The organism is Methylobacterium organophilum, assembly GCF_022533465.1.
Taxonomy (GTDB): Bacteria; Pseudomonadota; Alphaproteobacteria; order Rhizobiales; family Beijerinckiaceae; genus Methylobacterium; species Methylobacterium organophilum.
In genome coordinates, this window is sequence record NZ_CP092848.1 from 392,404 (window position 1) to 405,897 (window position 13,494).

A 13,494-nucleotide genomic window follows, 5' to 3' on the forward strand; every position below is an offset into this window, starting at 1 on the left:
TGTCGGCCTCCTGATGGGGGGAGAAGACCGGCAGGGGCGTGGTGCAAGGGGCGACCGACCTGGCCCTCCGTCGCCCTTTCCCGCCCCGCCTCCCCCGCGGAACCGGTTGCTTCGGTGACAGCGCGTCTGCACATTCGGTTGCCCGCCGGTGCGACCGCTCGCTTTCTGCTCGAATCGGTCCTACAAGCCGGCTCCTCGCGCGGGTGCCCTTGCCCGCGCCGATCGCACGATGAGGTGTGCGGAGTATCGTCATGGCCGAGCGTTGGACCCCGAAATCTTGGCGCAACCTGCCGATCCAGCAGGTGCCCCAGTATCCGGACGCGGCCGCGCTCCAGACCGTCGAGTCGCAGCTCGCGAGCTTTCCGCCGCTGGTTTTTGCAGGCGAGGCGCGCAAGCTGAAGGCGTCGCTTGCCCGCGTCGCCACGGGCCAGGCCTTCCTGCTCCAGGGCGGTGACTGCGCCGAGAGCTTCGACGAGCATTCCGCCGACAACATCCGCGATTTCTTCCGCGTCTTCCTGCAGATGGCGATGGTGCTCACCTTCGCCGGCGGCTCGCCGGTGGTGAAGGTCGGGCGCATCGCCGGGCAGTTCGCCAAGCCGCGCTCCTCGCCGACGGAGACGCTCGACGGCGTCTCCCTGCCGAGCTACCGCGGCGACATCATCAACGGCATCGGCTTCTCGGAGGAGGCCCGCGTGCCCGATCCGCGCCGCCAGCTCGAGGCCTACCGGCAATCGGCGGCGACGTTGAACCTGCTGCGCGCCTTCGCCACCGGCGGCTACGCCAATCTCGAGAACGCGCATCGCTGGATGCTCGGCTTCGTGAAGGACAGCCCGCAATCCTCGCGCTACCAGGACGTGGCGCAGCGGATGTCGGACGCCCTCGACTTCATGCGGGCCATCGGCATCAATCCGGAGACGCACCAGGAGGTGCGGACCACGGATTTCTACACCAGCCACGAGGCCCTGCTGCTCGGCTACGAGGAGGCCCTGACCCGCGTCGATTCGACGAGCGGCGACTGGTACGCCACCTCGGGCCACATGCTCTGGATCGGCGACCGCACCCGGCAGCCGGATCACGCCCATGTGGAATATGCCCGCGGCATCAAGAACCCGATCGGGCTCAAATGCGGCCCCTCGACCACGCCCGAGGGGCTGATCCGGCTGATCGATCTCCTCAACCCGGAGAACGAGGCCGGCCGCCTCTCCCTGATCTGCCGCTTCGGCGCGGACAGGGTCGGCGACCATCTGCCGAACCTGATCCGGGCGGTGGAGCGCGAGGGCCGCACGGTGGTGTGGGTCTGCGATCCGATGCACGGCAACACCATCGCGGCCGGCCGCTACAAGACGCGGCCCTTCGAGCGGGTGATGCAGGAGATCGAGGGCTTCTTCGGCGTGCACCGCGCCGAGGGCACGATCGCCGGCGGCATCCACCTGGAGATGACCGGCAAGGACGTCACCGAATGCACCGGCGGTGCCCGGGCGCTGACGGCGGACGACCTGCAGGACCGCTACCACACCTACTGCGACCCGCGCCTCAACGCGGAGCAGGCGCTGGAGGTGGCCTTCCTCACCGCCGAGCTCGTCCGCCGGGAGCGGGCCGAGATCGAGCATCCCCGCCTCGACGCGGCGGAGTGAAATCAAACGAGGGTCCCGGCGCTGCCGCCGGGACCCTCGCATCGGCGAAATCCCGCGCGGCCCTGTAACCGGCCGCGGATGCGGGCCGAATGATCCGGCAGTGCCCCTCACGGCACGACCCGGAGGACATTCGCCATGAGCCCGCTGTTCCATCTCACATCCGCCCTGCTCTTCGCCCTCGTCGCTGCGGCGGTCCCCGCCTGCGCGATGGAGCCGGCGGGCAAGCCCGGGGCACCCGAGGCGACGATGCAGACCGATGCCATGCACCGGGACGGCGCGCATCGCGATGCCATGTCCAAGGACGCCATGCATCGGGATGCGATGCATCGGAACACCAGGGCGCCGGGCGCCATGGCCAAGGACCCGATGACGAAGTAGCCTGCGATGGCGACGTTCCGGATGGCCCCGCTCGGCCCTCCGTTTCCCCTGCCGGTTCCGGCCGCCGCCCGGCCGTCCCGCTCAGCCCCCATGGGCGCCACCGCGATGCCAGCTTCCGGCGAAGCCGCCCTCGCCGAGGCGATGCGGGCGGCCCAGGACGGCGACGCCGACGCCTATCGCCGGCTGCTGCGGGACTGCGTGCCGGCCATCGCCCGGATGGCCCGGGCCCAGGGCGTGCGGGGTGCAGGGGTGGACGACGTGGTGCAGGAGACCCTGCTGACGCTCCACCGGGCGCGGGCGAGCTACGACCCGGCCCGGCCCTTCCTGCCCTGGCTCAACGCCATCGCCCAGCGCCGCGCCATCGACGCCCTGCGCCACGGCGCCCGCCGGCCACGGGAGGTGCACGATCCCGCCGCCTACGAAGCCCGGCCCGACGAGGGGCGGCGGGCGGATCACGGGGTCGAGGCCGGCCAGAGCGCGGCCCGCCTCACCGCCGCGGTGGCGACCCTGCCCGAGGGCCAGCGCCAGGCGGTGGAGCATCTCGCCCTGCGCGAGCTCTCCCTCGACGAGGCCGCGTCGCTGACCGGACGCAGCAAGGGGGCGCTCAAGGTCAACCTGCACCGCGCCCTGAAGACACTGCGCGCCGCGCTCTCACCCGACAAGGATCGCGGCGATGTCTGAGCCCGCCCGTCACGACAGCCTCGTCGAGGATCTCGCCGCCGGCCTCGTGCCGGTGCGCCGTCTCGCGCCGCCCGGACGGCGGGCGCTGGCCTGGTGCGGCGCGGCGCTCGCCCTCGGCCTCCTGATCCTGCCCTTCGCCGACACGGCGGGGCTCGAGCTGCGCCTCGGCGTGGCGGATCTGCGCTATGCCGGCCTCGGCGCGCTGCTGACGGCCATCGCCGCGGCCTATGCCGCCTTCCAGACCAGCGTGCCCGGGCGTTCCGCCGCCTGGGCCCTGCTGCCCTTGCCGCCGCTCCTGCTCTGGCTCGGCGCGAGCGGCCTCGGCTGCCTGCGGGCCTGGATCGCCCCGGGGGCCGACATCCCCGATGCCGGGGAGATGCGCGGCTGCTTCGTCTTCCTGATGGGGGTCTCGCTGCCGCTCTCGGCCCTGCTCGTCTGGATGCTGCGCCGGGCCTGCCCCCTGCGCCCGGGCCTCACCGCGGCGCTGGGGGGGCTCGCCGCCTCCGCCGCGGCGGCGGCCCTGCTGGTGCCGTTCCATCCCCACGACGCCACGGCGACGGATCTCGCCATCCATCTCGCCGCCGTCGCCCTGATCGTCGGCCTGAACGGGCTGGCCGGCGGGCGCCTGCTGGAGCCGCGACGTTAGACGCTGTCACAGCCGCCCGGCGATCCCGTCCGCCACCCGCAGGGCGTTGGCGATGATGGTGAGGGTCGGGTTCACGGCGCCGATCGAGGGGAAGAAGCTCGCGTCGGTGACGTAGAGGTTGTCGATGCCATGCGCCCGGCAATCGAGGTCGAGCACGCTCGTGGCCGGGTCGGGGCCGAAGCGCAGGGTGCCCGCCTGATGGGCCGTGCCGCCGATCGGCGTGTCCTTGCCCAGATACAGCGTGCGGTCGAACAGATGCGGGTGGATGTCGAGGCCGTCGCACATCGCCCGCAGCTTGTCGCGCAGCCGCGCCTGCGCCGCGCCGTTGGTGACGGCGAGATCGAGATGGACCAGCCCGTCGCGGTAGAAGATCCGGTTCTCCGGCCTGGGCAGGTCCTCGGAGGTCAGCCAGAAATCGATCGAGTGCTCGGCGATGTAGGAGAAGGGCCGGGTCGGCAGCCATTGCAGGAAGCCGGGCAGGCCCTCCGCCTCGATCTGCATGCCGTCCGACTTGCCGACCATCTGGATGTGGCCGAGGGGGAATTCCCAGTCGTTCCGCGGGCTGCGGTCGTGCCCATAATAGAAGTCGTTGAGCCCGAGCGTCTTCTGGAACTGCGTCGGGTTCGGCGATTTCGAGATCGCGAGCACGGTGGTGTTGTTGTGGCGCATGTAGTTGCGCCCGACCTGGCCGGAGCCGTTGGCAAGCCCGTTCGGATGGGCGTCGGAGCTGGAACGCAGGAACAGCAAGGCTGAGGAGAGGGCGCCGCAGGCCACGACCACGATGTCGGCCGACAGCCGGTGCCGCCGGCCTTCGAGGACCACCTCGACGCCGGTGACGCGCCCGCCCCCGGCCTCGGTGACGAGCCGTTCCGCATAGGCGTTGCGCAGGAGCGTGACATTGGGATGGGCGGCGAGCGTCGGGTCGATGCAGATGATCTGTGCATCCGCCTTGCCGTTGGTGATGCTCGGATAGCCGTCGAAGGGGTCGCAGCGCAGCAGGGGCGAATGCGGGGTGGTGCCGCCCCTGCCATCCTCCTCCATCAGCGCGCCCATGGGCAGGTGGAAGGGTTGGAAGCCGGCGCGGGCGAGGTCGTCCGAGAGCTTCTGGATGCGCGGCTCGTGGCTGATCGCCGGCTTCGGATAGGGCTTTTCGGCCGGCGGCTCGGTCGGGTCCTCGCCCCGGGCGCCGTGCACCTGGAACAGCTCCTCGGCGTCCTGATACCAGGGCGCGAAGGCGTCGTATTTCAGCGGCCATTCGGGGGAGATCCCGTCCGGATGGCGCACGGCCTCGAAGTCGCTCTCGCGCAGGCGGAACAGCACCCCGCCATAGACCTTGGAATTGCCGCCGACGAAGTAGTGCAGCCCCGGCTTGAACCGCGCCCCGTCCGAGGACACCCAGGTCTCGTCGGCCTGGTAACGACCCTTCCGGAAGACCGCGTCCGTGTCCCAGTTCTCGCGCTCCCGGGGTAGGTAGTCGCCCCGCTCGATCACGAGGACGCGCTTTCCGGTCTTGGCGAGCCGCCAGGCGGCGCTGCCGCCACCGGGCCCCGAGCCGATGATGATCACGTCGTAGCTGTCGTCGCGCATCCGAAACCGCTCCGTGCTGGTGCGCAACTGCTTCGCGCGCCGCCTGTTCCGGCACGTCCGGGTTGCAGCCCGGGTAGGCCGGCGGATGAACCGGCCGGGATCTGACGTGTTGGATGGCCTGACGGGCTGGGCCGTCGGGACCGGAGCGATGACGATCGAGGTGCTCGCCGCCTTCGCGGCACGGCTGTCGCTGGTGCTGCTGTTCCTGCCCTTCAGCGCCCTCGACAAGGTGCTGAACTTCGACGCTGCCGTGGGGCAGGCCGGACAGGCGACCGCCTCGCGGGGGCTCGCGAAGGGACTGATCCTGACGGGCCTCTTCGTCGAGGTGGTGATGTCGCTCGGCGTGCTCACCGGCATCGCCGACCGCTTCGCCGCCTTCGTGCTGGCCGGCTATTGCGCGGTCACGGCGCTCCTGTGGAAGCGCTTCTGGACCAAGCCCGATTTCCGCCTGCGCGGCCCAAGCCAGGGTCGCGAGACCTTCTGGGATTTCCTGAAGAATTTCGCCGTTGCGGGCGGCTTCCTGGCCGTGGCCTGGAGCGGTCCGAGCGCGGCCGGCGTCAGGGCCTTCCTGCACGATCCCTTCGGATCGACCCATCCCTATGCCCGTAACCCGACCGGAGCCCTCGCGATGAGCGACGAGACCGACAAGCCCGTCGTGCCCTACTGGCACCTCTATACCGATGCGGACGGCGTCAGCCGGCAGGTCCGCTGCGAGATGACGGAGTTCCACCTCGCCTCGATGAAGCCTCCCGCCTCGCCGCAATGGCAGGGCCCGAAGCATCGTGACGGCATGACCACGATGATCACGGTCCAGCCGGTGGGCTGGGAGGGGACGTGGCACGAGAACCCGGCCCCGCAATGGATCATCCCGCTCAAGGGCCGCTGGTACGTGGAATCCATGGATGGCACCCGCGTCGAAATGGGACCCGGCGAGATCTCCTTCGGCGAGGACCAGAATTGCCGCACGCTCGACGGCAGGACCGGGCACAAATCGGGCACGATCGGCGACGAGCCCGCGGTGCTGATGGTGGTCCAGTTCGACACCAAGCGCGAGACGACCCCGCCCTGCCGGTTCGGGTGAGGCGATGGCCGATCCGCTCGACACCTTCGAGATCCACGATCCCCGCTTCCGGGGCTACGTGCTCGACAATGCGGGGCTGGAGGAGATCGCCTCCGGCTTCCGCTGGGTCGAGGGGCCGGTCTGGATGGGCGACTGGAACTGCCTGCTGTTCCAGGATCTGCCCCGCAACCGCACCATGCGCTGGAGCGAGAGCGAGGGCCTGTCGGTCTACCGCGCGCCCTCGGATTACGGGAACGGCCAGACCCGCGACGGGCAGGGCCGGCTGATCGCCTGCTCCCATCACGGACGCTGCCTCTATCGCACGGAGCATGACGGCCGGGTCGTCACTCTGGTCGACCGGCATGCGGGCAAGCGGCTGAACGCACCCAACGACGTGATCACGAGATCGGACGGCACGATCTGGTTCACGGACCCGGTCTACGGCATCTCCAACGATTACGAGGGCGGCCGGCAGTGTTCCGAGCAGCCGCCCGCTCTCTACCGCTTTGATCCGGAAACGGGGGAGATCCGCGTCGCGGCGGGCGATTTCGACGGGCCGAACGGGCTCGCCTTCTCCCCGGACGAACGCCGGCTCTACGTCTCGGAGACCGGGGACCAGACCCATCCGACCCCGCGCCAGTACATCCGCATCTTCGACGTGGCCGCGGACGGGACGCTGTCGGGCGGCGACGTCTTCCACAAAATCGAGCCCGGCTATTGCGACGGCATGAAGGTCGACGAGGACGGCAATGTCTGGTCGAGCGCCGCCGACGGCGTGCATTGCCTGTCGCCGGAGGGCCGGCTCCTGGGCAAGATCAGGCTGCCCGAGCGGGTCTCGAACCTGACCTGGGGCGGCGTCCACCGGAACCGCCTGTTCATCGCCGCCTCGCAGCGGGTCGTCTCGATCTTCCTCAACCGGCGCGGTGCGCCCCTGCCGGGGGCGGGCCGGTGAGCGTTCCTGTCGGCGCGCTCCGCATCGCCGCGATCCGGCTGCTCTGCCCGGATCCCGCCGCCACTGCGGCCTTCTACGCGGCGGCCTTCGGCGGCTGCGTCGCGCATGAGGGGCCGGGGATCGCGGTGAGCCTCGGCGCGCAGGTTGTCCAGCTGGTCCCGACTCCGCGTACGCCTGGGCCGCCGGCGCCCTCCAACGGCACCGACTTCCAGCATTGCGCCATCGTCGTCTCCGACATGCAAGCGGCCTATGCCCATCTGCGCGCCGTCCCGGGCTGGACGCCGATCTCGCAGGCCGGCCCCGAGCGCCTGCCGGCCGCCTCGGGCGGCGTCGCGGCCTTCAAGTTCCGCGACCCGGACGGGCACCCCCTCGAACTCCTCGCCTTCCCGGAGCCCGCGCCCTCGCCCTGGCGGGACCGGCCCGGCCTCTTCCTCGGCATCGACCACACGGCCATCACCGTCTCGGACACCGCGTCCTCGGTCGCGTTCTACGAAGCCCTCGGCTTCACGGTCGTCAGCCGGGGCCTGAACCGGGGCGCGGAGCAGGCGCGGATGGATGCGGTGGCCGACCCCGTGGTCGAGGTGACGGGCCTGACGCCCCCCGGCGGCGCGACGCCGCATCTGGAACTGCTCTGCTACCGCACGCCCGGACCGCTCCTGCATCCGCTGGCGGAGGACGCTGTGCTGGCGAGCCGCATCGTCCTGCGCCTCTCGCGCTGGTCCGCGGTCGCCGAGCGCTGCGCCGAGGACCCGGACGGGCACCGCCTCGTCTTCTCGTAGGTTCCCGTTCGCAGGGGCGTGGGAGCGTCCCCGCGGGCCGGCGGATGGCGTGTCGGCGGCTCAACCACACCTTTCAAGGGCCTTGCCGGCCCCGGCGGCTGGCCTTCCGGGCCGGCGGATGCCACACCGTAGCCGGCCCGCTTCCCTGTAACGATCCCGCGCGGGCCGCGTATGGGACCCTGCGTCGGTGTCGAGTTTCACGTTCCTCCACGCGGCCGACCTGCATCTCGGCAGCCCGCTGGCCGGGCTCGCGGCGAAGGACGCGGAGATCGCCGAGCGCTTCGCAGCCGCCGGCCGCCGCGCCTTCTCCGATCTCGTCACCCACGCCATCGAGATCCGGGCCGCCTTCCTGCTGATCGCCGGCGACGTCTATGACGGCGACTGGCAGGATCTCAGCGTCGGCCTGTTCTTCGCCCAGCAGCTCGGGCGCCTCGCGAATGCCGGCATCCCGGTCGCGATCGTGAAGGGCAACCACGACGCCGAGAGCGTCGTCACCCGTTCGATCACGCTGCCCGACAACGTCCTGAATTTCTCGGCCGCCCGCGCCGAGACGCGCCGGCTCGACGCCCACCGGGTCGCGCTGCACGGGCGCAGCTTCGCGCAGCGCGCCGTGCCCGACGAGAGCTTCGCCCGCTCCTATCCCGACCCGGTGCCCGGCTGGCTCAATATCGGGCTGCTCCACACCTCCTGCGACGGCTACGCCGCCCACGCGACCTACGCCCCCTGCGCGCCGGCGGAGCTCGCCGCCCGCGGCTACGATTACTGGGCGCTCGGCCACGTCCACGAATATGCGCAGGTGTGGGAGGACCCGCCGATCGTCTTCCCCGGCAACCTGCAGGGGCGCAGCGTGCGCGAATGCGGGCCGAAGGGCGCAGTGGCGGTCGACGTGGCGGATGGGCGGATCGCCGGCCTGCGCCGCATCGTGCTCGACCATGCCCGCTGGGCCCATGCCGAGATCGACCTGTCCGGCGCCGAGGACGAGACCGAGGCCCTGGAGCGGGTCGGCGCCGCCCTGCGCCCCCATGCCGTCGAGGCGCAGGGAAGGCTCCTCGCCCTGCGGGTGAGCCTGCGCGGCACCACTCCCCTGCACGATGCCTGGGCCGGCGACCGCGAGCGCATCGCCGCCGAGGTGCAGGCCGCGGCCCACCGCATCCGCGACGACATCTGGCTGGAGAGCCTGCGCATCGGGACGAGCCGCCCCGCCCAGGCGCTCGCCGACCGCGCCGGCCTGCTCGATCCCGCCGCCTTGCTGCACGCCATCGACCGGGAGCCGGAGGTGCGCGCCCGGGCCGAGGCGATCATCGCCGAGATCCGCAACAAGCTGCCCGGCGGCATGAGCGCCGTCGACGGGCCGGACCTGTCGGAGGAGCTCGACGCCCTCTGCGCCGAGGCCGAGGCACTGGTGCTCGCCCGCCTCGGCGGCCGCGGCTGCTAGGCGGAGCGCGACGACATGCGCCTGCTCTCGCTCGACCTGGAACGTTACGGCCCCTTCACCGGCCGCCGCCTCGACTTCCGGCCGGATGCGCGGGTGCATGTGGTGCTGGGGCCGAACGAGGCGGGCAAGAGCTGTGCGCTCGCCGCGGTCACCGACCTGCTCTTCGGCATCGAGGAGCGCACCCGTTTCGCCTTCCTGCACGAGCCCAGCGAACTCTGGCTCGGGGCCGAGATCGCGGCCCGGGACGGGCGTCGGCTCGGCTTCCGCCGCCGCAAGGGCCGCAAGAACCTGCTCACCGATTCCGCGGGAGCGCCGATTCCCGACGATGCCCTCGCCGGCTTCCTCGGGGGCCTGAGCCGGCCGGTCTTCTGCAACGCCTTCGGCCTCGATGCCGGCGCCCTGCGCAGCGGCGGCGAGGAGATGCTGCGCAGCGACGGCGAGGTCGGCGCGAGCCTCTTCGCCGCGGCGTCCGGCCTGCGCGGCCTGCGCGACACCGCCCGCCAGCTCGACGAGGAGGCCGGGCAGATCTACGTGCCGCAGGGCCGCCTGCGCGTGCTCAACCAGCTCGTCGCCCGCTACGACGAGGCCCGCAAGGCCCTCTCCGCCGACCGTGTCGGCACCGAGGCCTGGCGTTCGCTCAACGCGGAGGTCGAGAGCGCGATCGCCGCGGATGCCGGCATCGCCGAACGCCGCCGGGCCAATGCCGCCGAGGCCGCTCGGCTGCGGCGGCTGAGGACCGCCGCGCCGATCCTGTACCGCCTCGCCGCCCTGGCCGGCGATCTCGACGCCTTCGGCGGCCTCGTCGCCATGGAGCCGGGCGCGGTGGAGGATCTCGGCCGCCTGCGGGAGGCGCAGGCGGCCGCCGCCGAGCGCCTCGCGGAGGCCGAAGCCGCCCGGGCGCGGGCGCAGGCGGAGCGGGACGGCATTGCCCGCGACCCCGAGGCGCTCGCTCTGGCGGAGGAGGTCGAGGAGCTGGTGCGGGGCGCGGGCGACCACGGAAAATCCCTGCGCGACCTGCCCCGCATCGAGGGCGAGGCCGCGGAATTCGCCGAGAGCCTTCGGGCCATCGCGATCCGGCTCGGACTCCCCGACGCGCAGGCGGTGGCCGCCGCGCAGCCCTCCGACATGGTGCGCATCCGCATCCGCAAGCTCATCGCCCAGGGGCGGGAGCGCGGCGGCGATCTCGACCGGGCCCGCGCCGAGCAGGCCCAGCGGCAGGCGGAGCTGCGGGATCTGCAGGAGGCCCGGGCGGGGCGTGCGCCGGCCTTCGATCCCGCCCCCTTCCGCGAGCGCTTCGAGACCCTGGCGCCGGTCCTGCGCGAGGCGCGCCAGCGGGACGAGCTCGCCGCCGAGATCTGCCGGGAGGAGGCGGCGCTGGAGGATCAGGTGCGGCGCCTCTCGCCGGCGCCCGCCTCTCTGACAGCGCTCGCTGCCGCCGCCCTGCCGGGGCCGGAGACCCTGCGCCGCCTCGCCGAGGAGCGCGGCCAGCTCGAACGACGGCGGGAGCGGGTCCGGGAGGTTCTGGACACGGCCTCGGCGGAGCGGGAGATGCTCGCCCGCCGGATCGCCCGCCGCCGGGCCGACGGGGCGCTGCCCGACCGCGCGGCCCTCCTCGCCCTGCGCGCCGCGCGCGACGGCCTCTGGCCCGCCCTGCGCGCCGCCGCCCTCGGTCAGGCCGACACCGCCCGCGAGGGGGAGACCGAAGCCTTCGGCCGGATGCTGACGGAATCCGACGCGCTCGCCGACCGTCTCGCGCAGGAGGCGGGCCGCGTCGCCGAGCAGGCGGCGGATGCGGAGAAGCTGGCGGCGGCCGAGCGCGCCGCGGAGCGGGCCGGCGACGAGCTCTCCAAGATCGAGGCCGCTTTCGCGGCCTGGGACACGGCTTGGCACGACCTGTGGCAGCCGGCCGGGCTCGCGCCCCTGCCGCCTGCCGAGATGGCGGTCTGGCTCGCCCAGGCCGGACGATTGATCGAGCGCGCCACGGCGCTCCACGCGCGGCGGGCGGAGCAGGCCGCGCTCGCGGCCCGGCTCGAGGCTCTGCGCGCGCCGCTTCTCGCGTTGGCCGCCGATCTCGACCTGCCCGGCCTCTCCGATCTCGACGTGGCGCTCGTCGGCACCCGCGTGGCCGAACGGCTGCGTCTCGCCTCGGAGCGCTGGGAGGCCGCCCGCGAGGACGAGACCCGGCTCCGCTTCGCCGAGCAGGCTCTGGCCCGCGCCGAGGCGGCCCGTCTTCAGGCGGAGGAGGTGGAATCCGCCTGGCGTGCCGAATGGGCAACAGCGCTTCCCGCTTTGTCGCTGCAGGCGCAGGCGAGCCGCGAGGAGGCGGAGGCGGCGCTCGACGCCTGGGACCGGGTGCCGGGCCTCATCAAGGAACAGGCGAACCGGGCCGGCCGCGTCGCCGGGATGCGGCGGGACATCCGCCACTACGAGGACGAGGCCCTGCGCCTGCTCGCGGCCCTGCTGCCCGGCGCGGACCTATCCATCCCCGAGGGCGTGCGCCGCCTCCAGGGCCGCATCCAGGCCGCCCGCGAGGCGCAGGTTCGCCACGAGACGCTGGAGCGCAACCTCGCCGCCCGGGCGAAGGCCCGCGACGAGGCCGCCGATGGCCTCGCCCTCGTGGAGAGCCGCCAGCAGGCCCTGCTCCTGCGCCACGGCTTCCCCCCGGAGGAGGACGTGGCAGCCCTCCATGTTCGGCTCGCCCGGCGCGCCGACCTGCAGGAGGCCGTCGTCCGCGCCCGCGAGGAGCTGGCCCGGATCGGGGACGGCGTGCCCGAGGAGACCCTGCGCGCCGAGCTCGATGCCCTGCCACCCGACGCCATCGAAGGCCGCTTGGCGGAACTCGCCGAGGAGGAGCAGCGCCTCGTCCAGGACGGCAAGGAGGCCTATGCCCGCCAGCGGGAGCTGGAGGCGCAGCGCCGCCGGATCGAGGGCGGCACCGGGGCCGAGAAGGCGGCGGCGGTCAAGCGCAGCGTCGAGGCGGAACTGCGCGAGGCGGCCCGGCGCTACGTCGTGCTCCGCCTGGGCGGCCTGCTCCTGCGCTCGGCCATCGAGCGCCATCGCGCCGGCCAGCAGGACCCGCTCCTCGCCCGCGCGGCGGAACTCTTCTCCGGCCTGACCGGCGGCGCCTTCGTCGGCCTGGACCAGGATTTCAACGAGGACGACCAGCCCGTCCTGCGGGGCCGCCGCGCGGGCAGCGACCGGCCGGTCGCGGTGGAGGCGATGAGCGAGGGCACCCGCGACCAGCTCTTCCTGGCCCTGCGCCTCGCCTATCTCGAGGACTTCGCCCGCAACGCCGAGCCCGCCCCCTTCGTCGGCGACGACATCTTCGCGAGCTTCGACGATACCCGCACCGGCCACGGCCTCGACGCCCTGGCGGCGATCGGGGAGACGGTGCAGCCGATCCTGTTCACCCACCATGCCCGGCTCGCGGAGATCGCGCAGGCGCGGCTCGGCGCGGCGGTGGACGTGGTGCCGCTTTAGGCGCGGAGATCAGCCGCCCGCATCCTCCCAGGCCGCGCCGTTCCAGATGCGCACGGTCACCGTCGCCGCACCGTTCTCGATGCGGATGCGGTTGTAGGCGTTGGGCTCGTCGCCGCGCAGGCGCGTCGAGGTGGCCGAGCCCGCCTGCACCGCCAGCAGGCGCTGGCGCGGCACCTCGGCCCGGCCCTGGTCGACGGCGACGCGGCGCGGCTCGGCGCCGGCATCCTCGGCCTCCGCGAAACGGGCATAGTGGCGGTGGAGATGCCCCGCGAGGGTCAGCCCGACGCCCTGGCGGCGGAAGGCGGCGAGCGCCTCGTCCGCCCGTCCCACCAGTCGCGCCTCCTCGTCCCAGGGCGGCGGCATGAAGGGATGATGGCCGACCACGATGCGGAAGACGTCGTTTGGGAAACCCGCCAGCGTCGCCTCGGCTTTCGCGATCTGCGCCCGGGTGATCTTGCCCTGGGACCAGTCGGTCTCCGGCGCCCAGGTCCGCACGGTGTTGAGGCAGACGATGCCGATCTCCCCGTCGAGATAGACCGGCTCGGTCTCCTCGGCGATGCAGCGCCGGTAGCGTCGAAACGGGTGGAAGAAGCGCGTGAACAGCTTGAAATAGGCGATGTCGTGGTTGCCCGGCACCGCGATCCAGGGCGCTTCCAGTCGGTTCAGGAAGGCGCGGGCCTCGCCGAATTCCCGGCGCCGGGAGCGCATGGTGAAATCGCCCGAGGCGATGATGAGGTCGGGCCTGTCCCTGTTGAGCTCCGCCACCAGCCCCTCGACCACGGCCGGGTCGGTGCGGCCGAAATGCAGATCGGAGATATGCGCGAGCCGCCTCATCGGGCCGGTCCCGACACGATCACCGTGA

11 protein-coding genes are annotated in these 13,494 nt (G+C 72.6%); 9 read left to right on the forward strand and 2 right to left on the reverse strand.

Annotated features, from left to right (window positions below; all coding sequences use genetic code 11):
* Positions 1-251: 251 nt before the first annotated feature.
* The 4 genes from MMB17_RS01865 to MMB17_RS01880 all read left to right on the forward strand — a co-directional run bounded on the left by MMB17_RS01865 (position 252) and on the right by MMB17_RS01880 (position 3,339).
* Positions 252-1,634: a class II 3-deoxy-7-phosphoheptulonate synthase gene (locus MMB17_RS01865; RefSeq protein ID WP_238312639.1), complete on the forward strand. Its 1,383-nt coding sequence runs from the start codon at positions 252-254 to the stop codon at positions 1,632-1,634.
* Positions 1,635-1,769: 135 nt separating this feature from the next.
* Complete coding sequence (locus MMB17_RS01870) at positions 1,770-2,012, forward strand: hypothetical protein (RefSeq protein ID WP_241100875.1); 243 nt, start codon at positions 1,770-1,772, stop codon at positions 2,010-2,012.
* A 105-nt stretch (positions 2,013-2,117) separates the two neighbouring features.
* Entirely contained in the window at positions 2,118-2,693 is a 576-nt protein-coding gene (locus MMB17_RS01875; protein ID WP_241102093.1) for an RNA polymerase sigma factor, read from the forward strand.
* Positions 2,686-3,339 (forward strand): NrsF family protein, encoded by a 654-nt coding sequence (locus MMB17_RS01880; protein WP_241100876.1) that lies wholly within the window; start codon positions 2,686-2,688, stop codon positions 3,337-3,339. Before MMB17_RS01875 ends, MMB17_RS01880 begins: the two co-directional genes overlap by 8 nt.
* 6 nt (positions 3,340-3,345) lie before the next feature.
* On the opposite strand, the gene MMB17_RS01885 is transcribed toward MMB17_RS01880, so the two are convergent.
* Positions 3,346-4,926, reverse strand: a complete 1,581-nt coding sequence (locus MMB17_RS01885; protein ID WP_241100877.1) for a GMC oxidoreductase — start codon at positions 4,924-4,926, stop codon at positions 3,346-3,348.
* Positions 4,927-5,074: 148 nt separating this feature from the next.
* Between MMB17_RS01885 and MMB17_RS01890 the strand changes: the two genes are divergently transcribed.
* The 5 genes from MMB17_RS01890 (at position 5,075) to MMB17_RS01910 (ending at position 12,632) form a co-directional block, all read left to right on the forward strand.
* On the forward strand, positions 5,075-6,007 hold the full coding sequence (locus MMB17_RS01890) for a DoxX family membrane protein (RefSeq protein ID WP_241100878.1): 933 nt from the start codon (positions 5,075-5,077) through the stop codon (positions 6,005-6,007).
* Positions 6,008-6,011: 4 nt separating this feature from the next.
* Positions 6,012-6,938, forward strand: coding sequence for an SMP-30/gluconolactonase/LRE family protein (locus MMB17_RS01895; RefSeq protein WP_241100879.1), 927 nt, complete (start codon positions 6,012-6,014; stop codon positions 6,936-6,938).
* Positions 6,935-7,717 (forward strand): VOC family protein, encoded by a 783-nt coding sequence (locus MMB17_RS01900; RefSeq protein WP_241100880.1) that lies wholly within the window; start codon positions 6,935-6,937, stop codon positions 7,715-7,717. Before MMB17_RS01895 ends, MMB17_RS01900 begins: the two co-directional genes overlap by 4 nt.
* A gap of 187 nt (positions 7,718-7,904) precedes the next feature.
* Positions 7,905-9,152: a metallophosphoesterase family protein gene (locus MMB17_RS01905; protein WP_238312631.1), complete on the forward strand. Its 1,248-nt coding sequence runs from the start codon at positions 7,905-7,907 to the stop codon at positions 9,150-9,152.
* 15 nt (positions 9,153-9,167) lie between these two features.
* Positions 9,168-12,632 (forward strand): ATP-binding protein, encoded by a 3,465-nt coding sequence (locus tag MMB17_RS01910; protein ID WP_241100881.1) that lies wholly within the window; start codon positions 9,168-9,170, stop codon positions 12,630-12,632.
* Between the two features lie 9 nt (positions 12,633-12,641).
* Here MMB17_RS01910 and MMB17_RS01915 read toward each other — a convergent pair whose 3' ends face one another.
* Positions 12,642-13,466: a metallophosphoesterase family protein gene (locus MMB17_RS01915; RefSeq protein ID WP_241100882.1), complete on the reverse strand. Its 825-nt coding sequence runs from the start codon at positions 13,464-13,466 to the stop codon at positions 12,642-12,644.
* Positions 13,467-13,494 lie beyond the last annotated feature (28 nt).